This is a genomic window from Brenneria alni (assembly GCF_003666245.1).
GTDB classification, from domain to species: Bacteria; Pseudomonadota; Gammaproteobacteria; order Enterobacterales; family Enterobacteriaceae; genus Brenneria; species Brenneria alni.
Window position 1 is genome coordinate 1 of the sequence record NZ_MJLZ01000031.1, and the last position, 22,761, is coordinate 22,761.

The following is a 22,761-nucleotide window of genomic DNA, read 5'->3' on the forward strand; positions in this document are numbered from 1 at the left end:
TTACTGGGATTATTAACACATTATGGTAAGGACTACCGATAATAATCGTAAAAAGCAATATTACAGTTTGCACTCAATTTATTTTAATATTCTGTTGATATACTCTTTTAACACGAACTACAGAATTTACCTGCTGAAATTCTACTTGTGACCAAGTTTTCAATTAAAAAACCGCTCTATTAAGAGAAATTTTATATCTTTGCGGAGGATGGTTTTCATCCAATCATGGCGGGGTGAGGCATTATGCGGATATCAAAAACAAATGCAGGCAATAAACATATATATCGCGCCCAAAAACAGAAAATAGTGAACCGCCAGGCAATTACCTCACCCAGCGTTTATGCTGCAACAACAGTTGGCGCAGGTGACGCCACTCTTCATTCCCCATACTGTCCGATGCCAGCCACAGTCGCTGTCGCCTTTTACCATCAACCGCCCTAAGTGACAGTAAAATGCCATTCTTCAGCATCCACGGACGTTTGATAATCCGCCATTCCTGTTGCTGCCAACGCAGGTGCGTTGCGCCGAGTAATGAAATTTCCCCCTGACGGGATTTGATGTTCCGCTGACTGCGGATGAAACCGAACACCACCAGCGTGACCAACCCCAGCCACAGCACAGTATAACTGTCCGACCAGGGCGCCAGCAGTATCAGTAAAACCAGTAGTCCGTGCGCAACCAGTGAAAAAAGCTGCATACGCCAGGAAACGCGAAGGTCACATTGCCACTGGGCCACGGTCTTTATTTCGTGTCTGGATAAGGGAGATCATACGTTTCAGATCCTGATCTTGCGGTTCACCGTGATTCATCAGCCAGTTAAACAGGTCTGGATCGTCACACTGCAACAGGCGAACAAAGGTTCGCTTGTCATCATTACTTAATGCGTCATAGTCATGCTCAAAAAAAGGCATGATAGAAATATCCAACTCACGCATACCGCGCCGACATGCCCAGTGAATCCGTGATTTATTATCGATTTCCATGCTTATACCACCTTATTATCGATGCTGACTATCAGTGTAACCTGATTTCAGCAACGGGTATTCAACGAATAGTAACACTTTGACATATTTTACCGGGATATTGAGCCATACCGCCCACCCGCACAATAACCACTTGCAAACCCTGACCGCTCTTTTACCATTAGGGCATTCGCTTATTGCATCGCCGCGCAGGATTGTACTATGCCCAATCAACCCGCTTTTGCCTCACAACTACCGATTGCTTCTTCTCATCTCCCCGCGACCCTGATCTCGCTTGATGACTGGGCGCTGGTCACATTAACCGGCCCCGACACCGTCAAGTACCTTCAGGGACAGGTCACTGCCGACGTGGCAGCGCTACCCGCCGACCAGCATGTACTCTGTGCGCACTGTGACGCCAAGGGAAAAATGTGGAGCGCTCTGCGTTTATTCCAACGCGGAGAGGGGTTTGCTTTTATTGAACGCCGTAACCTGCGCGACATCCAACTCAATGAGCTGAAAAAATACGCTGTTTTCTCCAAAACGACGATCGCCGCAGACGACAATCTCGTACTGCTGGGTGCCGCTGGCGCACAGATCCGTGAAAAGCTGCGCCTGATTTTCGATACCCTGCCGGACGCCGAGCACCCGGTTGTTCACCATCAGGAGGCTACCCTACTCCATTTTCCGCATCCCGAAGAACGTTTCCTGCTGGTACTGACCACAGAGCAATGCACTACGCTGCTGGAACGACTTGAAGGCAAGGCTGGGTTAAATGATAGCCGCCAATGGCTGGCTTTGGATATTGAATCCGGTCTGCCGATCATTGATAGCGCAAATAGTGCGCAGTTCATCCCGCAAGCGGCTAATTTACAGGCATTAAATGGGATCAGTTTCAGCAAAGGATGCTACGCCGGGCAGGAAATGGTTGCCCGCGCCAAATACCGGGGCGCCAACAAACGGGCGCTCTACTGGTTGGCCGGTCAGGCAGGCAGGGTTCCCGACGTTGGGGAAGATCTGGAATTACGGCTGGGGGAAAACTGGCGCCGGACCGGCACCGTACTGGCAGCCTGCCGATTGCAGGATGAAAGGGTATGGGTACAGGCCGTGCTGAACAACGATCTTGAGGCCGACAGCACCCTGCGCGTGCGGGACGATGCCGACAGTACGCTGGCGATTCAACCCTTGCCGTATACGCTTGAAGATTGAAAGCCATAATAACGCCGACACTCATCAGAGATTGGCAACAATCTTCGCCGCTGAACTCATCCTCGCGCATAGAGCATTCCCAACCTTAGCGCTATGCGATTTCGTAAACTGATGAACCAGACTTTGACTGGCGAATTTTTATTCATCATAATCCAGAGTATATGGAAGGGCACCTATGCCTGTGATACTGAGATTCAGAGGTTTTACGTTTTTCTTCTACTCGAATGAGGGCAACCCTCAGGAACCAGCACATATTCATGTGCGGAACTCAGAAGCAGAGGCCAAATTCTGGTTAATACCAGAGAGTAAACTTGCTCGAAATGATGGGTTTAACGCCCGGGTATTGAAGGAACTCTCTGAAATTATTGATACTAACAAAACGTCATTTTTGGAGGCTTGGAATGACTATTTCAGCTAAACAGGTTCGTTTCGATGAATTCAATATGTGGGTGGAGCTTAGTGATGCCCGAACCCTTGGTGTTCCGTTAGTCTGGTTTCCTCGGTTGTTACATGCAACAGAAGCAGAGCGGAATAACTATGAGTTGAGTCCTCGCGGAATACACTGGGATAAACTTGGCGAAGACATTTCTATTGAAGGTTTGTTGGATGGCCGGGGTGATGTTACTCACCGACCTCATCATGCAGCATAATCTTTTGATTATCTCTATATGAGGAGTTATGGCGACATAAGAATAAAACCTCGTTCATCCATAATCTGCTTGAATTTACACATAAAGATAAATAGCCAGAAAATGGCAGACACTGCCGCCCAGCACAAAACCGTGCCAAATGGCGTGGTTGTAGGGAATACGCTGACTGGCATAGAAGATCACCCCCAGCGTATAAATGACGCCACCTATCGCCAGCAGCGTCACGCCGCCTATGGACAACGTCATAGCCAGTTGATAAATCACCACTAATGATAACCAGCCCATCACCAGATAGGTAATAAGCGAGAGCATTTCAAAACGGTGAGCGAACGCCAGCTTAAAAATGACGCCGATCAGCGCCATACTCCAGATCACCACCATCAGCCCCTGGGCCAGCGGTGAGTTAAGCCCCACCAGTAAGAAAGGCGTATAAGTGCCGGCAATCAGCACGTAAATCGCACAGTGATCAAACTTCTTCAGCCAGGGTTTGGCACGCGGCGAGGGAATAGCGTGATACAACGTAGACGCCAGGAACAACAGAATGATGCTCCCGCCGTAAAGACTATAGCTGGTGATGGCTATGCTATCCGCACCATTATTCACCGCCTGCACCAACAACAGAACCAGACCGACAATACCGAAAACCAGGCCGATTCCGTGGCTGACGCTGTTGGCGATTTCCTCTGCCAGCGAATATCCCGACTCCCACAAATTCTTTGACATGTTTACCTTAATTAGCGGCTTATTGCCCCATCCAGACGTCACGCGCCGCAGGCGCAACATGACTCACCGAGTGAATAACCTTTGAGCAGCTTAACTGAGAATATTTTCAGTGTACACGTGTAAGCTAAAATAATCCCGCACCACCTATACCCAATAGATTTCAAGACGCAGGAAGGCAGCCAACACACCTGCGACTAGAAAGATGAGGGGTATACCATTTCTATATTAGCTGCAATCATGCATATAAATATCCGGTCACATCCCCTACAATTGTCCGCTTTTAAAGCGCTCTCATTATGAAGTGCTGTCCGGTTTTAACTGAGAGAGGTTGTTCTAATGTCGTTTGCTTCAACTGTTCTTGATTTCGGTTCGCTGACCGATGTAATCGGCTTTCTGATGGAAATTGACAAGCTAAAAAGCGTGCAGCGCCGTTCAAAGATTATTGGCAGCGCACGCCATGAGGACTCCGCTGAACATAGCTGGCATTTTGCCGTCGCCGCCATGAGCCTGGCGCCTTATGCCGGGAAAGACGTCGATATTAACCGCGTGATCCAAATGGCGCTGATTCACGATATCGTCGAAATTGATGCTGGCGACGTCATGGTTTATGACCTGCCTGCCCGTGTCGCCGTACACGAGCAGGAAGTGGCGGCGGCAGCGCGGATTTTCGGTCTGTTGCCAGAACCGCAACGCCAGCAATTCCACGATCTCTGGCTGGAATACGAAGCGGGCGAAACCGCCAATGCCCAATTTGCCCTGATGATCGACCGCATCATGCCGGTACTGATGAATTTGTATAATCAGGGCCAAAGCTGGGTGGAAAATGGCATCCGGTTGGATCAGGTATTAGGCCGCGCCGATTTCATTGCCAATATCAATCCTGAACTGTGGCAACACCTGAAACAGCATCTGGAAACGGCGAAAGCCAGGGGTTGGCTGCTTTAAGCGCTATTGTCGGGCGTTGCTCCAGATAGAGTTACGCCCGAAACCCGCACCACGCCTGGATAATGCAAACAACAGCCTTATTCCGCTTGCTTAAGCGCAGTCTTCTCAACATACGGCTTCATAATGGTATCCGCTTCCTGCTGTGCGCGGATCACGGCGTCATCCACTTTGGCGCTGGGATCGTTAAGCAAGGCGGCGAGCTGATTTTCCATCGCCTTGCGTACCGCCACAGTCTCATAGGTCGCATACCAGGGATGAGCATACTGTAGTTGCGACAGCGCAATCGCCGCCCGCGGATCCTGCGCCAGATACTCTTTCATATCGGGCAGGTCGTAGGCGGCTATGCGCGGGGCGAAATAGCCGGTAAACCGGCTCCAGCGCCCATTCACTTCCGGGCTGACCAGATAGCTCAGGAACTGCCAGGCGGCTTTTTTCTGTTGTTCTGAAATCCCTTTAAAACTCACCAGACTGGCGCCGCCAATGGTCACGCCACGGCGCACTTTTTCCGGCATCATCGCCACGCCGAGCGGAAAATCTTTGGTGTTCTCGCGCATAAAGCCCAACGCCCCGGTACTCAGCATGGCCATGCCCAACTTACCTGAGAAGAAAGCCGCGCTGATCTGCTTGGAATTCAGCACACCCGCCGGCATCACCTTGTCCCGATACACCAGATCGCGCCAGAACTGCAATGCCCCTTTGGTTGAGGCGGTGTTGTAATACACTTCGCCAGGATAATCCGCGTTGTAATAAGCTCCGCCGTTGGCACGAGTCAGAGAAGACAACATCCAGCCGCCGTAATCATCGTTGGTGGAGGGGATCATAAGGCCCCACTGCCCTTTCGCCGGATCGGTCAGTTTTTTGGCTATCCTGACCACTTCATCCCAGGTTTTCGGCGGTTCATTGAACCCGGCTTGCTTCAGCATATTCTCGTTGTAGTACAGGATCGGCGTGGAGTTGTGGAACGGGATGGCGTAGGTCACGCCCATCACTTGCGCATTCTGATGCAGCGCAGGCCAGAAATTTTTGGTCAGAAACGGCGTGGCTTTTTCGTTGCCGTATTTGAACAGATCATCCATCGGCAGGATCTGATCCTTGATCACCAAATCGGCGGTGAAGTTGGCCGACATGATCACCAGCGCGGGTGGCTCCCCCGCTTTGGCGGCAGCTTCGGCCTTGACCTTGGTGGTATCGTAGCCGCCAGTAAAAATACCGCGTACCTCGACCTGATCCTGTGATGTGTTGTAGTCGTTAATGATCTGTTTCATTTCCATCGTCAGCTTGCCGTCCACCGGCGCGGGAAACATGAAATCAATACTCTGTTTTGCCAGCACCTGACCCGCACTGAGCAGCGCGATAGCCAGCGCAGCAATATGATATTTACGCATCTATTTTCTCCTGGGATAAATTGCGGGCGGTGCGCCCGGAAAACCAATGACAATCCTGTAGGGAAAAACTGAGGAGCAGCGCCGCGCCGATACCCGGCACGCCGTGGCGATTGGCCCGGCGATAGCGGATGGGGCCAAGCGGCGTATCCACCTGCATCAGATATTCGGCGCCGAACAGTTCCCGCTGCACCACCGTTGCCGGCAGTTGCACCCGGCCTTCTGATGCGTCCTGTTCGGTAATATGTTCGGGACGGATGCCTAACAGCACCGCCGTCATGGCGCGGGTTTCGTCCGTTTCAGGCAGCCTGATGTGCTGATCCAACAGCACGGCCTGACCGGACGTACAGGGCAAAGCGATCAGATTCATCGCCGGGGTGCCGATGAATCCCGCCACAAATACATTGGCAGGATGGGCATAGAGTTGTTCGGGCGTGCCGACCTGCTGCAACTCGCCCTGATCCAGCACAGCGATCCGATCGGCCATAGTCATGGCTTCAATCTGATCGTGGGTAACATAAACCGTGGTGGTTTTCAGTTGCTGATGTAACGCCATGATCCCGTCCCGCACGTCGCTGCGCAGTCGGGCATCGAGATTCGACAGCGGTTCATCCATCAGAAACAGACGGGGATTGCGCACAATCGCCCGCGCCATCGCCACACGCTGCCGCTGGCCGCCAGAGAGTTTGCCCGGCTTACGATGCAGCAAAGGTTCAAGCTGTAGCAGGCTGGCAACCCGCTGTACCCGCGCCGGATACTCAGCTTTTGGCTCACCGCGCATACGCATACCGAAGGTGATGTTCTGCTCCACCGTCAGGTGTGGAAACAGCGCGTAGTTCTGGAAGATCATCGAAAAATTACGCTGTTTCGGGCTCCAGTGCGTAATCTCCTCATCCCCAAGCAGGATTTGCCCTGTATTGACGCTCTCCAGCCCGGCCAACATACGCAACAAGGTGCTTTTGCCACAGCCAGACGGGCCGACCAGCACCAGAAATTCTCCATCGACAATATCCAGCGACAGCGATTTCAGCGCCTGAGTGTGTTCAAACTGCTTGCTGATATTGCGCAACTGAATCACAGCCATGATTCATCCACCGGGCAACTGATAGAGGGATCGTAACGATAAGGACCGGCAAATTGCGCCAGCGACTGACAATAGCTGACCAGTCCGGTAACCGGGACATAGCGGTGCATAACGACGGAAGCCGGTTCAAGGTTGTAGTAAGGCGTGTCGTCATGATGTAAATAAGGCACCTGATGCACCGTTCCCGGCACCGTGGCAATTATGGCCTGACGGTATTGGGCGACGATCAGGCGGTGATTGTGGCCGCAGAAAATCCGGGTCAATTGAGGGAAGCGGTCGATCAGTTTCAGCAATTCATGGCCATTTTCACAGGCGATAGGGTCCATCTGTGCGCAGCCCAGCGGCAGCGGCGGATGGTGCATAAAAACCGCACTTTCCCGATCCGGATGATCCCTGAGTTGTTGCTCCAGCCAGCCGAGCGTTGCCTGCGTCAGCCAGCCTTTTGACTGCCCTGCCAGACTGCTGTCAATAAACAGCAAACGCACCGGGAAACCGTCCACCGCATAGCGGATATTTTCCGCATCGTCGCCCAGCAATGGACATAGCGGGCGCATGGCATCGAGGAAGTGGCGTTTATCGTCATGATTACCTGGGATCACATACAGCGAATAGTCCAGCATTTGCAACACCCGCCGGGCAACCTGATACTCCTGCGGAGAACCACAGTTGACGATATCGCCGCTGATCACTACCGCGTCCGGCAGCTCCGGCAACGCGTTCAACTGATTGACCACTTCCGCGTTCTGACTGTTGACATCAATAAACTCATACAACTTACGGCCTTCACTGCGAAAATGCAGATCGGAAATCTGTGCCAGTAACATCGCCTCTCTCCCAGCGCCGATTGAAAGGCGCTTACTTGATACCCGAAAAACCAAAACTACTCAGGAACTGTTTTTGGAACAGCACAAAGGCCAGCATCAATGGCAAACACACCAGCAGCGTGCCAGCGCAAATCAGTCCCCATTGCCCACCGGACTCCGCCCCCATGGCAAACGACACCAGACCGATGGTCAGCACCTGTTTATCAGGATCGTTGAGCACCATCAGCGGCCACAGATATTCATTCCAGTGGTAAGTGATGCTAACGGTGGCAAAGGCCAGAATCGACGGCCAGGTCATGGGGATCAGCACGTGAAACACCACCTGCCACCAGCGGCAGCCCTCCATCAGCGCCGCCTCTTCAATTTCTTTGGCGATATTCAGAAACGCCTGACGCATCATGAACACGCCGAACGCCGAGGCAAAATACGGCATCATCACGCCTGTCAGCGTGTTGAGCAGCCCCAGTTGTTTCAGCGTCATCATGTTCGGCACCATCATGACCACTGGCATGATCATCAGTTGAATCAGCAACAGATAGAACAACAGCGTTTTACCGCGAAACTGGTGGTAGGCGAAAATGTAGCCGGCGGTCGTGATGGTCACCAGTTGCACCAGAAAGGTGCCCAGCGCAAAAATCAGCGTGTTGGTATACAGTCGCAGCCAGTCGGCGCTGTGCCACGCCTCACGAAAGTTATCCAGCGTCAGTGGAAAGCGCGGAAGCACCGATGCCATATCGGCGCCAAAACTGCTGGTACTGACGGACGACGACAGCATCCACAGAAACGGGCTGACCCACAGCAGCGCGGCGCAGATCAACAGCAGCGGCAGCGTCAGGCGCGTGGTCACCCGCAGCGGGTGCCGGTGTTCAGCGCTCATAGTGCGCTCCTTTTTCCAGCACTTTCAGGTTCAGCACGGAGAACGCAAACAGCAACAGCAGCGTAAGGAAGGTCGCGGCGGAGGCTTTGCCGAGATCATGGGTGTCGTTCGCCAGATCCTGAATGTAATACAGCAGAACGGTGGTGGCGTTGTTCGGCCCGCCGCGCGTCATCACCGCTACATGGTCGATCTGGGTAATGGCGTAGATAAAGGCAATGGTGACGACAAACGCAATGGTGGGCCGCAACAACGGCAGGGTGACATAGAAGAAAACCTGAGATTTCGACGCCCCTTCCATGATGGCGGCCTCACGTGCCGAGGTGGAAATGGATTGCAGCCCGGCCAGGAAAAACAGCATGTAATAACCGGCAAACTTCCAGATACCGATGACACTCACCGCCACCAATGCCGTATCGCTCATGCCGAGGTAATTATTGTTCATCGGGCCGAAAATCTTCGCCAGATAGTAGTCCAGCAGGCCCAGCCCCGGCATGAAGATAAACAGCCACAGCGTCGCCGCGCTGACCAGCGGCACAATCATCGGAAAGAAAAAGGCGGTGCGCAGCCAGCGGTTAATACGCGAATTTTCCCACAGCATCACAGCCAGCAGTAGAGCCAACAGCACGCCGGGGATAACCGTCATCAGGATATACAGCACATTGTTCCACAGCGCCTGCCAGAACACGGCATCCTGTAGCAGGCGGACAATATTATCCATACCGACGAATGGCGGCTGGTTGGCATTCATCCGGGTGTCATAAAAACTGTCGATAGCCGAACGCAGTAAAGGGAAATAGGTAAAGGCGAAAAGAAAAATCAGCGTTGGCGACAGCACAAGGTAAGGAAACCATTTTACACGCATAACACATCAGTCACTGAGTGTGAAACAGGGAAGAATCACCATAAGGGCGTTGTATGTCAGGGGGGCGACAATTCAGTGACAGTTTGTTTGCGGTGAAATATTTTTCATTGAAATAATATTAATGCTAATCATTACCCATAAAGGTGTTTTGTTTATACCGTTATCCATAAGATAATGATATTTAATATGTTATTTTTAACCGATAACTATTATGGCGTTAAAACAGTGCTGAGGTGAACGTGACCCGCCTGGTAGCAGACGGGCCTATTTCTGAGGGGATGGGTTACTGGTAATCCGCCACCGGTACGCAGGAACAGAACAGATTACGATCGCCGTAGACATCGTCCAGACGTTTTACCGTAGGCCAGTATTTGTTGTCACTGCCTGTCGGGAATACCGCTAGCTCACGGCTGTATGGATGCGGCCAGTCTGCGGCCAGTTCAGCCTGCGTATGCGGTGCGTTTACCAGCGGGTTGTCTTCCAGCGGCCACTCGCCGTTAATCACGCGATCAATTTCCGTGCGAATCGACAACATGGCATCAATAAACCGATCCAGCTCGGCCTGACTTTCTGATTCAGTAGGCTCGACCATTAGCGTTCCGGCTACCGGGAACGACATGGTTGGCGCATGAAAACCATAGTCAATCAAACGCTTGGCGATATCCATCTCGCTGATGCCGCTGTTTTCTTTCAGCGGACGGATGTCCAGAATACATTCATGGGCGACACGGCCATCCCGTCCGGTATACAACACCGGATAAGCCGACTGCAACCGCGTAGCGATGTAGTTGGCGTTGAGGATCGCCATCTGGCTCGCCTGTTTCAGCCCTTCCGCGCCCATCATGCGGATATACATCCAGCTAATCGGCAGAATAGAGGCGCTGCCAAACGGCGCGGCGGATACTGCCCCCTGTTCAGTCAGCACACCGTCAATCTTCACCACCTGATGCCCCGGTACAAACGGCGCCAGATGGGCTTTTACGCCAATCGGGCCCATACCCGGGCCGCCGCCGCCGTGCGGAATACAGAAGGTTTTATGCAGGTTGAGATGGGAAACATCCGCGCCGATATAGCCCGGCGAGGTGATCCCGACCTGAGCATTCATGTTGGCGCCGTCCAGATACACCTGACCGCCAAACTGATGCACGATCTGGCACACTTCACGGATGGTTTCTTCATACACCCCGTGGGTGGATGGATAAGTCACCATGATGCAGGACAGCCGATCGCCCGCTGATTGTGCTTTTTCACGCAGGTCGTGCAGGTCGATATTGCCGTGCTTATCGCAAGCCACCACCACCACGCTCATCCCCGCCATCTGTGCCGAAGCAGGATTGGTGCCGTGGGCGGAACTGGGGATCAGGCAAATATCACGCGCCGCTTCATTACGGCTTTCATGATAGCGGCGAATCGCCAGTAACCCGGCGTATTCGCCCTGTGCGCCAGAGTTAGGCTGCATACACACGGCGTCATAGCCGGTCAGTTGCACCAGCCAGCCGGAAAGTTGCTCGATCATCTGCCGATAGCCAAGCGCCTGCTCAGGCGGACAGAACGGATGCAGTTCGGCAAATTCCGGCCAGGTAATCGGCAGCATTTCAGCGACGGCATTGAGCTTCATGGTGCAGGAACCCAGCGGGATCATCGCCTGATTCAGCGCCAGATCCTTACGTTCCAGACGGTGCAGATAGCGCATCATCTCGGTTTCGCTGTGGTAACGGTTAAATACCGGATGGGAAAGAATGGCATCATCACGTTGTAACGCGGCGGGAATTGACGCCGCCTGCTGGCTGACGGCCAGATCCAGCGTGTCGATATCCAGCCCGTGGGCATATCCCAGCAGTACGGCAAATAACGTCAATACGTCTTCCCGACTGGTGGCTTCATCCAGCGTGATCCCGACCGCACCATCAAGATCGCATCGCAGATTGATGCCAAAACTTAACGCCCGGCTCAACACCGCGGCTTTGTCCTCCACCTCAACGGTCAAGGTGTCAAACCAGGTTTGATGACGCAGCGTTAACCCGCCCTGACGTAATCCCAGCGCCAGAATGTCCGTCAAACGATGGATACGCCCGGCAATGCGTTTCAACCCTTCAGGGCCGTGGAAAACCGCATACAGGCTGGCGATATTGGCCAGCAGCACCTGTGAGGTACAGATGTTGGAGTTGGCTTTTTCGCGGCGGATATGCTGTTCGCGGGTTTGCATCGCCATACGCAGCGCGGTGTTGCCTGCGGCATCACGCGATACGCCGATAATCCGCCCCGGCATGGCGCGTTTGTACTCATCACGGCAGGCGAAAAACGCCGCGTGTGGGCCGCCGTAGCCCATCGGCACGCCAAAACGCTGGGCTGACCCGAAGACGATATCGGCCCCTTGTTTACCGGGGGCGGTTAACAGCACCAGCGCCATGATATCGGCGGCGACGCAACTGATAACCTTGCGTTGTTTCAATTCGGCCATCAGGCTGCGGTAATCATGCAGTTCGCCGGTCGTTCCGGCCTGTTGCAACAACACACCGAACACGCGGTCATCGGTCAGCGCATCTTGCGCGTTACCGACCACCACGTCAAAACCAAACGTCTGTGCGCGAGTACGCACCACATCCAGCGTTTGCGGGTGAACATCATCAGCCACAAAGAAACGATCGGCCTGTTTCAGCTTGCTGATACGTTTGGCCATCGCCATCGCCTCTGCGGCAGCGGTGGCCTCATCCAGCAACGAGGCTGACGCCAGTTCCAGTCCGGTTAAATCCTGAGTGATCTGCTGAAAATTCAGCAATGCTTCCAGACGCCCTTGCGAAACCTCCGGCTGGTATGGCGTATAGGCGGTGTACCAACCCGGATTTTCCAGCACGTTACGTAAAATCACCGGCGGCATCAGCACCGCGCTATAGCCCATGCCGATGTAGCTTTTGTAGCGCTGATTACGGCTGGCAATGGTTTTCAACTCAGCCAACGCCTGATGCTCCGTCGCCGCCTCACCGACCGCAGGCGGCCTGGGTAACTGAATATCAGCAGGCACAATCTGCCGGATTAATGCGTCAAGCGAATCCGCGCCGACCGCCGCCAGCATACGCTGCTGTTGGCTGGCTGAGGAACCAATATGGCGTTCAACGAAAGCGCGGTCATGTTCAAGTTGACTGAGAGTCTGGGTCATTACGGAAATTTCCTGCATCAAACATTCTCTGCATCACACCCGGCGGGATAGCACAGAGCGAGGGAACAAAATAAAACGCCCGCCTCAGCAGAGTCCGGGCGCAGTCATTATTCGTCTTCTTCTTCTTCCAGCGTGGCCTGATATCCCTCGGCATCAAGCAGCTCATTCAAGTCGGATTCGTCGGACGATCTGATACGGAACAGCCAACCATCGGTATAGGGCGCACTGTTAACCAATTCAGGTGCATTTGCCAACTCTTCGTTGACTTCGATAATTTCACCGCTGATCGGCGCATAAATATCAGAAGCCGCCTTGACCGATTCGGCCACGGCGCAATCATCACCGGCGGAAACGATCGTGCCCACCTCCGGCAAATCGATAAATACCATGTCGCCCAATAATTCCTGTGCGTGTTCGGTAATCCCGACGCTATAAATGCCTTCGCCTTCAGACAGTACCCACTCGTGTGAAGCGGTATATTTTAATTCTGCTGGTACATCGCTCATCGCCACCCTCTCCTTTCCTTCACAAAACGGTTAAAACCAAATGGTTAATTAATACTGAACAATGGGTTTTCCGGCACGGACAAAGCCGGGTTTGGTGACATGCACAGGGAGTTCACGGTTACGGATCTGGACAATCGCCTGCTTGCCGATACCCGCCGGGACACGCGCCAGTGCAATACTCAACCCAAGTGTAGGTGAAAACGATCCACTGGTAATGATCCCTTCCTGCATCACCCCTTCACTATCAGTAAAGCGCACAGGTAAATCATTACGCAACACCCCTTTTTCAGTCAGCACCAGTCCGACTAATTGCTCAGTCCTTTTTTCACGCTGACCCTCCAGCGCCTCGCGGCCAATAAACTGGCGATCTTCCGGTTGCCAGGCGATCGTCCAGCCCATATTGGCGGCCAGCGGCGAAATGCCTTCATCCATATCCTGCCCGTAAAGATTCATCCCGGCTTCCAGCCGCAGCGTGTCGCGCGCGCCTAATCCACAAGGCTTGACGCCCACCGATAAAAGCTGTTGCCAAAAACCGACCGCCTGCTCCTGCGGCAGCGCAATTTCATAGCCTGCTTCGCCAGTATAGCCGGTTGTGGCAATGAAAAAGTCATCAACCTGAACACCGAAAAACGGCTTCATACCCGCGATCTTCTGACGCTGGGCATCACCCAGCAAACGCTGTACCTTCTCCTGCGCCAGCGGGCCCTGAACGGCCACTAAAGCCAAATCGTCGCGCTCGCGGATATCGATCATAAAAGGCTCGGCGTGCCGGGTGATCCAGGCCAGATCGTTGTCGCGGGTTGCCGAATTCACCACCAGCCGGAAATAATCTTCCGTCATAAAATAAACGATCAGATCGTCGATAACGCCACCGGACGCATTCAGCATACCGGTATAGAGCGCCTTACCTGGCTGAGTGAGCTTTGCCACATCGTTCGCCAGCAAATAGCGCAGAAATTCGCGGGTTCTGGCGCCGTGCAAATCCACGATAGTCATGTGGGACACATCGAACATACCGGCATCACGACGCACAATGTGATGCTCATCAAGCTGGGAGCCGTAATGCAGTGGCATCATCCAGCCGTGGAAATCAACCATTTTGGCGCCGTCTGTCAGGTGCTGTTGATACAACGGAGTTTGCTTTGCCATCTTTTCCCTCTGTTCGGAGTATTGCGTTCAGGCGGTAAAAAAACCGCCGCGCAAACGATATCTTGATAATGAACTTACCACCGAAACGCAGGTGAAACTATACCCACAGGCATAAGTTAAACTATATGGAACCTCCCCTGACATCCGGGTTATGCCATCACCTACAACAGATAAATAGTCTAAATAAATGGGTATTTTAAGCATAAAAACTATGTGATAAGAAAAGAGTAGCGAATTATTAATATGAAAAATGGATCGGCTGAACACTAACAGGAGTAAAAAAAATCATAAAGCATTAGTTAAAGTAATGCGAAAAATACACTAAAATTAGATTTTTTCAACCAAAATGCCGCCACCGGCAACAGTTGAAGAAGAAACCGGCGGAGGATGGGTAAACACGCACGTCTGAAAGAATGAACCATCCAGTCTGAGGTACTAAACCTCATTCAATGTACAGCTCTGACAACGTTTGACACCGGGAATACGGTAACGCTGGCAACAGCTACGGCGTTGAATGATGCCGCCACGGGGAATCACCGTGCGATAGAGGGGATTTTCACTGCCATCCAGCAGTGAACGGGAAAAGAACAGATCGTTACGAAGAAGGGTGAGTTCATCCTGTGGTAGCAGCGCCGCCATCTCTCCCAGAAACCAGTGCATCAGATAGCCGGTATTATTCCAGGTGAGCCGGGCATTCAGTTCACCAAAGCTATCCAGCGTGTTAATAACCGGAACAATGTGCTGATGCAGCAGCGTCTCCAGCCGCGCTCGCGGCGAGTCAGCGGTCATCGCTGACGGCAGCGCCTGCGTCGCAATATAAAATACCGCCGGGTGCCCTTTGCTATGAAACCCGACGTATATCTGTTTCAGCGAACAATCCAACACCGTCGCGTGTTTGAGCAATACCAACATCAACGGTGGCACCAGTAGCCCAAAATACCACTGTGACCACAATGATTGCAGCGGTTTTTCTTCACGAATATTATCCGGGTATTCCTGATACATTTCATTACCATAGCGCCGTATCAGTTGGTTAAACACCGCAGGCTGAGACCACTCGGCGAGTGTCATGGCGCCCGCCGGAGGCGGTTCGCCAAATTTAACGCTATCAAGACAATGGGGACGATACTGGCGCAACAAGGCACGCAATGCAGCAGCCAGCGTCTGGTCACAAGCGGAAAACGCCGGATGCTCAACGCTACTGACGATTTTTTTGACTGTCGGCATAAGGCAGATTCCGGTAAGGCGCCCGAATAAATAAGAAACAAAATGATAACTATTACCAATAGTATCGGGGTTTATCAATAATGACAAACCCCGCTGTTTCGGTTGATTCGTCCCCTGCGGAAACCTGCCTTTGCCGCTGACGCCAAAGGATACAAGGCGGTAATACCGGCGAGTTATAGAAGCTGGCTAATATTCAGCTCCTCCATTAAGCGCGGATTATCTGAGTAGTCCACCGGAATGGCGATCACCGCCGGCCCCTGAACATCCATAGCCTGCCGCATTTTACTGACTAGCTCCTCTTCCGATTCCACCGCAAATCCTTTCGCGCCGAACGCTTCTGCATACACTTTAAAATCTATCGGGCCAAATTTGACGCCGGAACAACGGTGATACTTTTTCTCTTCCTGAATCTCAACCATGTTATAGGCATTATCCACCCAGATAATATGCAACAGATTGCTGTTCAGGCGCACTGCCGTTTCAAGCTCCATGCTGGACTGCATAAAACCGCCGTCGCCTGAAACAGAAATCACCTTCTGAGCGGGGCGAATCAGTGATGCGGCAATCGCCCAGGGTAAAGCGACGCCCATCGTTTGCTGGCCGTTGGTCATCAGTACCTGACGCGCCCGGAAGCTATACAGATAACGTGCCAGCCAGATATGAAAACTGCCCATATCGACGCACAACGTCACGTCATGATTGACAATGTCCTGCATCGCCCTGACCAACCGCAACGGATGAATGGCAAACCCACGCATATTCATGCCGCGCGTCGCCAGATCGTGACGTTGCTGACAGCGTTCACGCAGAATAGCCTGCGTCTGCGGCGACAGCGCTAGCGGCGCACGGATACAGCGGGTCAGCGCATCAGTGGTTGCCGTGATATCGCCAATCAGCTCCACATCGGGAAGATAGGCGCCGTCAATATTGGCAGGCACCGCATTAATATGCACCAACGCCGCTTTACCGCTATTCCACAATACCGGGTCATATTCCACCGGGCTAAAACCGACCGTAATGATCAGGTCGGCTTGCTGCAACAGCTTATCCCCGGTCTGATTGTTAAACAGACCGACGCGCCCGGCAAAATGATCAAAATGCCGCTGATCAACGGCGCCGGCGGCCTGATAAGTGCTGGTGACAGGCAACTGGCTTTGATGCAACAGGCGGCGTACTGCGGCGGCGGCTTTAGGCTGACTTGCCAGCAATCCCAGCAGCAAAACGGGATTGCTGGCCTGCTGGATCATCCGGGCGGCGTTCTCAATCTCAGCCTGGGGCGCACTGTTCAGCAGGGGTAAATCCGGGCGAACCAGTACAGCGCTGGTCACCGGCTCGTTGATGATATCCTGGGGCAGACTGATGAAAGATGCCCCAGGATAGCCCATCTCCGCCGTGCGGAACGCATTTGCCAGCACCTCGGAAATCGCCGATGACGCTTTGACTTCCGCACTGAATTTGGTGACTGGCTGAAACAGGCTGACGGCGTCCAGGTTTTGATGCGTCAGTTTATGGCTGTCAGATCGTTTGACCGCCCCCCCGAGAGCCACCATAGGATCGCCTTCCGCCGTTGCCGTTGCCAATCCCGTCACCAGATTGCAGCATCCTGGTCCCGAGGTCACCAGCGTCACACCGGCTTTTCCGGTCAGTCGTCCGATCGCCGCCGCCATAAAAGCGCCGTTGGCTTCATGCCGTACCGGAATTGTTTTAATCGGCGAGTCGACCAACGCATCAAAAACGCGATCGATTTTCGCTCCCGGAATACCAAATACATATTGCACTCCCTGCCATTCTAGGTGTTTCACTATCAGGGAAGCTCCACAGTTCCAACGCTGTTGACCTGTTAAATTTTCCATTGTCTTACTCCAGAATGACTCGTGGTTTGTTCTTACTTAGCCTTCAACTGACTGGATAGCGCTATCGAGGTTGTCAGGTGACAGATCAGCGCTGAGGAAATCCTGCTCCCGTGGCAGATCGATAATCAGTTTGGAGATAACCCCAAACGTCAAAACTCCGCTTTCCATTTCATAATCAAGGATATGTCCACCACCCTGGCGATCGTCGGTAATAAAATGTTCATGATAGCCAGCAACGTTAATGCCCTGCGTATAGGCCGGGCTGCGAAAACCAATCACGGTTCCCTGACAGTGTTCAAAATGGAACGTCGGTTGCCGGGCAATCGCCTCCAACATCGGTTTATAGGGACGCTGCTGGCGTGGCACGGTGCGGGTTTCAACATACTCAAAGTGGCCGTCAATCCGCAGGGCGCAAAACAGATTATCCGTACCGATCAGGCTATCGATTTTCTGGTGGAGGCTGTTGCGCTCAATCCTTCTGTTGAAATGGATTTCTTCCGTCGGTCGGAAAAACGTCATTACCGCGAAAGGAGTCTTCTGGTGCGACATGGCCGAACGTGCGCTGCCGTCTGAACGCAACTGAAAAATGCGTCGATTAAAAGCCACCAGCTCACCGTCCAGATTGTTAAACGTTCCTAATCCAAAATCTCCATGCTCCAATAATTCCTCCATCGTCCGGCTACCTTCATATACGCCATTTATCAGCCCGCTCATTAATGAGGTTTGATAAATAACGCCGTCAGGATGGCGTCGTTGATGATCCATCACATAATTTTTCATCTCTTCCTCACAGGGGTTGAAGCCTATATCTTCTTTCATATATCTTCCCTTCCGATGTGTTATTACTTAAATTTTTTTAATTCTTGTTTAAATATTGACGCGAGCACAAACAAAGTTCCAATATATAAATACCGTCATTTCAAGATCTGAAAGATATGGATTTGTCTTAATGGAACTTCGTTATCTGCGTTATTTTGTTGCCGTCGCCACTGCCCGAAATTTCACCCGTGCGGCAGAATACCTGGGCATATCGCAACCCCCGTTGAGTCAGCAAATCAGGAAACTTGAGCATGAGATAGGAACGCCGTTGTTCAAGAGACTCACCCGCAGCGTTGAAATGACGGAAGCGGGGAAAGTGTTATATGTCGATGCGTGTCAACTCCTGAAACTCACTGACGCCGCCATTGACAGAGCAAGAAGTATTGCCAGAGGGGAAGCCGGCAGTTTCAACATCGGCTTTTCTTCCTCTTCATCCTTTCATCCCACTGTATTAAAGTTGCTGCATGTGTATCGTCAACGCTATCCGGATGTGTCATTAAACCCATGTGAAGAAAATTCCCCGCTGTTGCTTACCGAACTGCACAACAAAAATCTTGATGTCGCTTTTCTCCGTCTGCCGTGTGATATCAGTAGCGAATTCAATAGTGAAATACTGGCTGAAGAGTCAATGGAATTGGCGCTGCCCGCCGATCACCCCCTGCACAACAAAAAAAGCGTCCACCTGAGTGAACTGAAGCAGGAACAGCTAATTATTTCCCCAAGGGAAGTTTCCCCCAGATTGCACGACATGATTATCCGCGCCTGTTATCTGTCGGGATATCAGCCAACATTGAGCCAACTGGCGCCTCAGCTACCAGCCACCATCGGTATGGTGTCGGCAGGCTTTGGTATCGCCATCATTCCCAAGTCGCTTTCCTGTATCAAAATGGGCAATGTGTCCTACCACACAATAGAAGATGCCCGCCTTAAGACCCAGATAATCATGGTTTGGCGCCAGCATGAACACTCACCTATGATCATGAATTTAGTGCAATTATTGCGAACTCACTTACGGAAAAACTGAGCCGTATCCCCCGCACGCCCCGCTGACCGGACTGTTGCCAAAAGAGTGGTAATTGATATAAATTCTTATATGATACTAATTATCATTATCATGTTGAGCGATAATAAAATGCTGATCGCGATGATTACCGCATGTGGTTTATGGGGTGCGAGCTGGTGTATGGGGAAACATCTGTCGAGCGGCTGGGGAGTCTTGCTGCCTTGCGCCATCATGCCATTACTGGCCATGCTTGACCTTAATCTGCTACACCTGAAAGTGATTATCGCCATCGCGCTGTTGGCAACGTTAGTGATGTTATTTCATCACCGCCTGCGACATTATTTGCTATTACCGTCCTGCGTTGCATTGGCAGGTGGACTGGCAGCGCTGTCCGTTGTATTTAATTTAACGCTGGGATAATCAAAAGAGAGAAAAACCTTGAGAGAGGAGTGGTGCGAAGAGAGGGACTTGAACCCTCACGCCCGTTAAGGCACTAACACCTGAAGCTAGCGCGTCTACCAATTCCGCCACCTTCGCACAGATAAAGTTCAATATGTATCACCGCCCAATCCGAGCCACAACATGGTGCGAAGAGAGGGACTTGAACCCTCACGTCCGTTAAGACACTAACACCTGAAGCTAGCGCGTCTACCAATTCCGCCACCTTCGCAATAAATGCTGTGCGATACAAATTATTGTGAAACACATGATGAAACACAACAGTGGTGATGTGGTGCGAAGAGAGGGACTTGAACCCTCACGCCCGTTAAGGCACTAACACCTGAAGCTAGCGCGTCTACCAATTCCGCCACCTTCGCAATCCAGCAACATTACGTTACGCAATGCCACCACGGGGGCGAATTCTAGAGGTTTTAACGTCAAGGTCAATGATTATTTCCGCTGAATGGCGGGGTTTGCTGCAAAATTCATCACCTTAATATGGCAAAGGCCGGGCAAAGCATTCCCCCAGCCATTCAATGAATATCTGGATGCGCGGAGCAAGAAAACGCCCAGGCGGATACATCACAAACAGCGGCATATCCGGCGGTGGCGTATCCTTCAGAATTTCAACCAGCTCGCCGCTGTCCAGCCAGCGCTGTAAACCATAGCGCGGCGCCTGAATCAACCCTAACCCGGCGCGGCAGCCCGCAATATAAGCATCAGCCCCGTTCACATTCAGCTTGCCAGGCAACATATGAGTAATACATTCACCGTGGTGCATAAACTCCAGCGGATAGCGCTGGCCGGTACGTAGCGAAAAATAGCCGATAGCCACCATTGTTGTTTATTTTTGAATAGTGTTGCACGAAATGCGTTATTTATGTTTATTCAATAAACAACCACACTCATCTTGCTCTCAATACCAACATGAGGACGACACAATGTTACAGCGTAAATTAGGTACTAATGGCCCATCGGTTTCTGCGCTTGGGCTGGGCTGCATGGGCATGAGTGACTTTTATTTTACCGCACAGGATGAAAAAGAGTCTGTTGCCACCCTGCATCGGGCGCTGGAATTGGGTATCACGCTGCTCGATACCGCCGATATGTACGGTCCCCACACCAATGAACTGCTGGTCGGCAAGGCCATCAAGGGCAAGCGCCAGCAGGTCTTTCTTGCCACCAAGTTTGGCATCGTGCGTAATTCGACTAACCTCGATGAGCGTGGCGTATGCGGTAAACCGGAATACATTCGCCGTTCGGTTGAAGGCAGCCTGCAACGGCTGGGCGTAGAAGTGATTGACCTCTACTATCAGCATCGCGTCGACCCTACGGTGCCGATTGAAGAAACCGTCGGCACACTGGCCGAGTTGGTCAGGGAAGGGAAAATTCGCTATATCGGATTAAGTGAAGCCTCCGCCGACACGCTGGAGCGCGCCCACCGGGTGCACCCGATCACCGCCTTACAAAGCGAATACTCGCTGTGGACACGGGATGTGGAAGCCACCATTTTGCCCACCTGCGAACGACTTGGCGTGGGTTTCGTGCCATACAGCCCGTTAGGACGCGGCTTTCTGACCGGCGCCATCCGCAGCCCGGACGATCTGGCCGCCGATGATTTTCGCCGCAGCAATCCACGTTTCGCTGGCGATAACTTTGCCAAGAACCTGCAATTGGTGGAGAAAGTTAATCAGTTGGCCCAGCGAAAAGGCATCACCCCATCGCAATTGGCGCTGGCCTGGGTATTGGCGCAGGGTGAGCACATCGTACCGATTCCGGGCACCAAACGACGCCGTTATCTGGAAGAGAACGTTGCCGCTCTGGACGTCAGCCTGACGGCTAACGATCTGGCGGAAATTGAAGCTATCTTCCCCTTTAATGCCGCAGCAGGGGAACGCTACGGCAAAGAGGGAATGGCGACGATTAATACTTAAGGATTAGCGACGGCCTTTGCCGGTGGCGCGCGGCGGCCGGCCGACCGTTGCCTGATAGACCTTAAAGCGCCCGGTCTGCGCCAGTACCTCATGGCTGCCAAACGCCGCATCCAGCAGCGCTGGATAAGGCAGGAACGCATTGGCAACAATGCGCAACTGCCCGCCAATCGGCAAGTGGGCCACCGCGCCGCGGATCAGCATCTCCACCGCCTGTAGGCTGGTTTGTAAGCCATCGTGAAACGGCGGGTTGGAGACGATCAGGTCAAAACGACCGGTAATCTCAGAGTAAACGTTGCTGGCGATAACCTCACCTTCCAACTGGTTAGCAGCCAGCGTCGCCCGGCTTGAAGCCAGCGCCCCGGCGCTGACATCACTGAGCGTCAGGCGGATTTTAGGCGACTGCTTCGCCAGCACTGCGGCCAGCACGCCTGCGCCGCAGGCAATATCCAGCACTTTGCCTTTCATATGTGGTTCAAAGGTGGAAAGCAGCAACTGGCTCCCCGGGTCTAGTCCGTCGCGGCTGAATACGCCGGGCAGCGCTTTCACCGTCACACCATCAATCACATACTCATCCCACCAGTCAGCAAGGTCGAAAGAGGTCTGTTTTTCAACCCGCCCGTGGTAAAGCCCACAGCGCCGGGCGCTGTCGATTTTGGTTAATGGCGCAACATCGGCCAGCATATTTTCCGCGCTGCGCACGCCGCTGCGGTTTTCACCCACCACAAAAATTTCACAGCCAACCGGCAACAACGATAGCAGGTTAACCAGTTGGAACTCCGCTTCCTGTTTGCTCTTCGGCCAGTAATAGATCAGCGTGTCGCAATCCGCCGCCAGCGCGGCATCCGCCACCAGACCATACTGAATATTATCCTCCAGCGTGCGTTGCAGTTGCTGCCAGTGGTGAAACTGCGTGGCATGGACGCGAACATCCGCCGCCGCAAACTGCGCAGGCAAGATGTCTTGTAAATCACCGGCAAACAATACCCGGCGTGGGATAAACTCGTCGCTATGGCGCAGTATGACTTCACTGGCTGGGGTTAATGCAGACATCAGGCTGAAGCTCCTTAATAATTGAGCGGGGATTATATACTCATCACTCCTGAAGTTGCAGCGGTGTTGGCGCATGTTCGATGGGTTTGTTAGCATAGCGCGAT

General features: G+C 52.7%; 22 protein-coding genes, 3 tRNA genes and 1 pseudogene. 7 read left to right on the forward strand and 19 right to left on the reverse strand.

All coding sequences use genetic code 11. The annotated features are described in order from the left end of the window. Window positions 1–322: 322 nt before the first annotated feature. Both BIY29_RS13515 and sdhE read right to left on the reverse strand, forming a co-directional pair. Window positions 323–736 (reverse strand): protein YgfX, encoded by a 414-nt coding sequence (locus tag BIY29_RS13515; protein ID WP_121575636.1) that lies wholly within the window; start codon window positions 734–736, stop codon window positions 323–325. Then, entirely contained in the window at window positions 717–983 is a 267-nt protein-coding gene (gene sdhE / locus BIY29_RS13520) for an FAD assembly factor SdhE (protein ID WP_121575637.1), read from the reverse strand. Before sdhE ends, BIY29_RS13515 begins: the two co-directional genes overlap by 20 nt. Before the next feature lie 201 nt (window positions 984–1,184). On the opposite strand from sdhE, the gene ygfZ reads away from it, so the two are divergent. The 3 genes from ygfZ to BIY29_RS13535 all read left to right on the forward strand — a co-directional run bounded on the left by ygfZ (window position 1,185) and on the right by BIY29_RS13535 (window position 2,821). Continuing rightward, window positions 1,185–2,171, forward strand: a complete 987-nt coding sequence (gene ygfZ / locus BIY29_RS13525; protein WP_121575638.1) for a tRNA-modifying protein YgfZ — start codon at window positions 1,185–1,187, stop codon at window positions 2,169–2,171. A gap of 175 nt (window positions 2,172–2,346) precedes the next feature. Next, window positions 2,347–2,589 carry a DUF4160 domain-containing protein gene (locus tag BIY29_RS13530; RefSeq protein WP_121575639.1) on the forward strand — a complete coding sequence of 81 codons (243 nt, stop codon included), beginning with the start codon at window positions 2,347–2,349 and terminating at the stop codon, window positions 2,587–2,589. Beyond that, complete coding sequence (locus BIY29_RS13535) at window positions 2,573–2,821, forward strand: DUF2442 domain-containing protein (protein ID WP_121575640.1); 249 nt, start codon at window positions 2,573–2,575, stop codon at window positions 2,819–2,821. The genes BIY29_RS13530 and BIY29_RS13535 overlap by 17 nt, the downstream gene beginning before the upstream one ends. A gap of 75 nt (window positions 2,822–2,896) precedes the next feature. On the opposite strand, the gene trhA is transcribed toward BIY29_RS13535, so the two are convergent. Further along, window positions 2,897–3,544 carry a PAQR family membrane homeostasis protein TrhA gene (gene trhA / locus BIY29_RS13540; protein WP_121575641.1) on the reverse strand — a complete coding sequence of 216 codons (648 nt, stop codon included), beginning with the start codon at window positions 3,542–3,544 and terminating at the stop codon, window positions 2,897–2,899. A 336-nt stretch (window positions 3,545–3,880) separates the two neighbouring features. Here trhA and BIY29_RS13545 point away from each other — a divergent pair, with 336 nt between their 5' ends. Then, on the forward strand, window positions 3,881–4,489 hold the full coding sequence (locus tag BIY29_RS13545) for an HD domain-containing protein (RefSeq protein WP_121575642.1): 609 nt from the start codon (window positions 3,881–3,883) through the stop codon (window positions 4,487–4,489). Between the two features lie 77 nt (window positions 4,490–4,566). On the opposite strand, the gene BIY29_RS13550 is transcribed toward BIY29_RS13545, so the two are convergent. The 11 genes from BIY29_RS13550 to budA all read right to left on the reverse strand — a co-directional run bounded on the left by BIY29_RS13550 (window position 4,567) and on the right by budA (window position 18,229). Then, window positions 4,567–5,874, reverse strand: a complete 1,308-nt coding sequence (locus tag BIY29_RS13550) for an ABC transporter substrate-binding protein (RefSeq protein WP_121575643.1) — start codon at window positions 5,872–5,874, stop codon at window positions 4,567–4,569. After that, a complete protein-coding gene (locus tag BIY29_RS13555) occupies window positions 5,867–6,955 on the reverse strand; it encodes an ABC transporter ATP-binding protein (RefSeq protein WP_121575644.1) in 1,089 nt (362 codons plus the stop codon). Before BIY29_RS13555 ends, BIY29_RS13550 begins: the two co-directional genes overlap by 8 nt. Continuing rightward, window positions 6,946–7,779, reverse strand: coding sequence for a phosphodiesterase (locus tag BIY29_RS13560; protein ID WP_121575645.1), 834 nt, complete (start codon window positions 7,777–7,779; stop codon window positions 6,946–6,948). The genes BIY29_RS13555 and BIY29_RS13560 overlap by 10 nt, the downstream gene beginning before the upstream one ends. Before the next feature lie 31 nt (window positions 7,780–7,810). After that, window positions 7,811–8,656: a carbohydrate ABC transporter permease gene (locus BIY29_RS13565; RefSeq protein ID WP_121575646.1), complete on the reverse strand. Its 846-nt coding sequence runs from the start codon at window positions 8,654–8,656 to the stop codon at window positions 7,811–7,813. Continuing rightward, window positions 8,646–9,518 carry a carbohydrate ABC transporter permease gene (locus BIY29_RS13570; RefSeq protein ID WP_121575647.1) on the reverse strand — a complete coding sequence of 291 codons (873 nt, stop codon included), beginning with the start codon at window positions 9,516–9,518 and terminating at the stop codon, window positions 8,646–8,648. The genes BIY29_RS13565 and BIY29_RS13570 overlap by 11 nt, the downstream gene beginning before the upstream one ends. 283 nt (window positions 9,519–9,801) lie before the next feature. Then, entirely contained in the window at window positions 9,802–12,675 is a 2,874-nt protein-coding gene (gene gcvP, locus BIY29_RS13575) for an aminomethyl-transferring glycine dehydrogenase (RefSeq protein ID WP_121575648.1), read from the reverse strand. Window positions 12,676–12,782: 107 nt separating this feature from the next. Beyond that, window positions 12,783–13,181 (reverse strand): glycine cleavage system protein GcvH, encoded by a 399-nt coding sequence (gene gcvH / locus BIY29_RS13580; RefSeq protein WP_121575649.1) that lies wholly within the window; start codon window positions 13,179–13,181, stop codon window positions 12,783–12,785. 48 nt (window positions 13,182–13,229) lie between these two features. Continuing rightward, a complete protein-coding gene (gene gcvT / locus BIY29_RS13585) occupies window positions 13,230–14,330 on the reverse strand; it encodes a glycine cleavage system aminomethyltransferase GcvT (protein ID WP_121575650.1) in 1,101 nt (366 codons plus the stop codon). A gap of 435 nt (window positions 14,331–14,765) precedes the next feature. Next, window positions 14,766–15,557, reverse strand: coding sequence for a siderophore-iron reductase FhuF (gene fhuF / locus BIY29_RS13590; RefSeq protein WP_121575651.1), 792 nt, complete (start codon window positions 15,555–15,557; stop codon window positions 14,766–14,768). A 173-nt stretch (window positions 15,558–15,730) separates the two neighbouring features. Then, entirely contained in the window at window positions 15,731–17,410 is a 1,680-nt protein-coding gene (alsS, locus tag BIY29_RS13595) for an acetolactate synthase AlsS (protein ID WP_121575652.1), read from the reverse strand. Between the two features lie 36 nt (window positions 17,411–17,446). Beyond that, entirely contained in the window at window positions 17,447–18,229 is a 783-nt protein-coding gene (gene budA / locus BIY29_RS13600; protein ID WP_121575653.1) for an acetolactate decarboxylase, read from the reverse strand. Window positions 18,230–18,359: 130 nt separating this feature from the next. On the opposite strand from budA, the gene BIY29_RS13605 reads away from it, so the two are divergent. After that, window positions 18,360–19,253, forward strand: coding sequence for a LysR family transcriptional regulator (locus BIY29_RS13605; RefSeq protein ID WP_121575654.1), 894 nt, complete (start codon window positions 18,360–18,362; stop codon window positions 19,251–19,253). A gap of 108 nt (window positions 19,254–19,361) precedes the next feature. Next, window positions 19,362–19,652: a DUF1435 domain-containing protein gene (locus BIY29_RS13610; RefSeq protein WP_121575683.1), complete on the forward strand. Its 291-nt coding sequence runs from the start codon at window positions 19,362–19,364 to the stop codon at window positions 19,650–19,652. A 30-nt stretch (window positions 19,653–19,682) separates the two neighbouring features. Here the strand turns inward: BIY29_RS13610 and BIY29_RS13615 are convergent. The 4 genes and pseudogenes from BIY29_RS13615 to BIY29_RS13630 form a co-directional block, all read right to left on the reverse strand. Beyond that, window positions 19,683–19,769, reverse strand: a tRNA-Leu gene (locus tag BIY29_RS13615). A 46-nt stretch (window positions 19,770–19,815) separates the two neighbouring features. After that, window positions 19,816–19,902, reverse strand: a tRNA-Leu gene (locus BIY29_RS13620). Between the two features lie 61 nt (window positions 19,903–19,963). Then, window positions 19,964–20,050 (reverse strand) — tRNA-Leu (locus BIY29_RS13625). Window positions 20,051–20,166: 116 nt separating this feature from the next. Then, a pseudogene (locus BIY29_RS13630) lies at window positions 20,167–20,502 on the reverse strand (LysR substrate-binding domain-containing protein); the annotation flags it as partial. A 112-nt stretch (window positions 20,503–20,614) separates the two neighbouring features. On the opposite strand from BIY29_RS13630, the gene BIY29_RS13635 reads away from it, so the two are divergent. Further along, window positions 20,615–21,607 carry an aldo/keto reductase gene (locus tag BIY29_RS13635; protein ID WP_121575656.1) on the forward strand — a complete coding sequence of 331 codons (993 nt, stop codon included), beginning with the start codon at window positions 20,615–20,617 and terminating at the stop codon, window positions 21,605–21,607. A gap of 3 nt (window positions 21,608–21,610) precedes the next feature. Here the strand turns inward: BIY29_RS13635 and rsmC are convergent, their stop codons facing one another. After that, window positions 21,611–22,657 (reverse strand): 16S rRNA (guanine(1207)-N(2))-methyltransferase RsmC, encoded by a 1,047-nt coding sequence (gene rsmC / locus BIY29_RS13640; protein ID WP_121575657.1) that lies wholly within the window; start codon window positions 22,655–22,657, stop codon window positions 21,611–21,613. Window positions 22,658–22,761 lie beyond the last annotated feature (104 nt).

What these genes read in the sequence shown, in the direction of transcription:
- sdhE (WP_121575637.1), bottom strand. Translation starts at nt 983, where the DNA reads ATGGAAATCGATAATAAATCACGGATTCACTGGGCATGTCGGCGCGGT.
- ygfZ (WP_121575638.1), top strand. Translation starts at nt 1,185, where the DNA reads ATGCCCAATCAACCCGCTTTTGCCTCACAACTACCGATTGCTTCTTCT.
- BIY29_RS13530 (WP_121575639.1), top strand. Translation starts at nt 2,347, where the DNA reads ATGCCTGTGATACTGAGATTCAGAGGTTTTACGTTTTTCTTCTACTCG.
- BIY29_RS13535 (WP_121575640.1), top strand. Translation starts at nt 2,573, where the DNA reads ATGACTATTTCAGCTAAACAGGTTCGTTTCGATGAATTCAATATGTGG.
- trhA (WP_121575641.1), bottom strand. Translation starts at nt 3,544, where the DNA reads ATGTCAAAGAATTTGTGGGAGTCGGGATATTCGCTGGCAGAGGAAATC.
- BIY29_RS13545 (WP_121575642.1), top strand. Translation starts at nt 3,881, where the DNA reads ATGTCGTTTGCTTCAACTGTTCTTGATTTCGGTTCGCTGACCGATGTA.
- BIY29_RS13550 (WP_121575643.1), bottom strand. Translation starts at nt 5,874, where the DNA reads ATGCGTAAATATCATATTGCTGCGCTGGCTATCGCGCTGCTCAGTGCG.
- BIY29_RS13555 (WP_121575644.1), bottom strand. Translation starts at nt 6,955, where the DNA reads ATGGCTGTGATTCAGTTGCGCAATATCAGCAAGCAGTTTGAACACACT.
- BIY29_RS13560 (WP_121575645.1), bottom strand. Translation starts at nt 7,779, where the DNA reads ATGTTACTGGCACAGATTTCCGATCTGCATTTTCGCAGTGAAGGCCGT.
- BIY29_RS13565 (WP_121575646.1), bottom strand. Translation starts at nt 8,656, where the DNA reads ATGAGCGCTGAACACCGGCACCCGCTGCGGGTGACCACGCGCCTGACG.
- BIY29_RS13570 (WP_121575647.1), bottom strand. Translation starts at nt 9,518, where the DNA reads ATGCGTGTAAAATGGTTTCCTTACCTTGTGCTGTCGCCAACGCTGATT.
- gcvP (WP_121575648.1), bottom strand. Translation starts at nt 12,675, where the DNA reads ATGACCCAGACTCTCAGTCAACTTGAACATGACCGCGCTTTCGTTGAA.
- gcvH (WP_121575649.1), bottom strand. Translation starts at nt 13,181, where the DNA reads ATGAGCGATGTACCAGCAGAATTAAAATATACCGCTTCACACGAGTGG.
- gcvT (WP_121575650.1), bottom strand. Translation starts at nt 14,330, where the DNA reads ATGGCAAAGCAAACTCCGTTGTATCAACAGCACCTGACAGACGGCGCC.
- fhuF (WP_121575651.1), bottom strand. Translation starts at nt 15,557, where the DNA reads ATGCCGACAGTCAAAAAAATCGTCAGTAGCGTTGAGCATCCGGCGTTT.
- alsS (WP_121575652.1), bottom strand. Translation starts at nt 17,410, where the DNA reads ATGGAAAATTTAACAGGTCAACAGCGTTGGAACTGTGGAGCTTCCCTG.
- budA (WP_121575653.1), bottom strand. Translation starts at nt 18,229, where the DNA reads ATGAAAGAAGATATAGGCTTCAACCCCTGTGAGGAAGAGATGAAAAAT.
- BIY29_RS13605 (WP_121575654.1), top strand. Translation starts at nt 18,360, where the DNA reads ATGGAACTTCGTTATCTGCGTTATTTTGTTGCCGTCGCCACTGCCCGA.
- BIY29_RS13610 (WP_121575683.1), top strand. Translation starts at nt 19,362, where the DNA reads ATGCTGATCGCGATGATTACCGCATGTGGTTTATGGGGTGCGAGCTGG.
- BIY29_RS13635 (WP_121575656.1), top strand. Translation starts at nt 20,615, where the DNA reads ATGTTACAGCGTAAATTAGGTACTAATGGCCCATCGGTTTCTGCGCTT.
- rsmC (WP_121575657.1), bottom strand. Translation starts at nt 22,657, where the DNA reads ATGTCTGCATTAACCCCAGCCAGTGAAGTCATACTGCGCCATAGCGAC.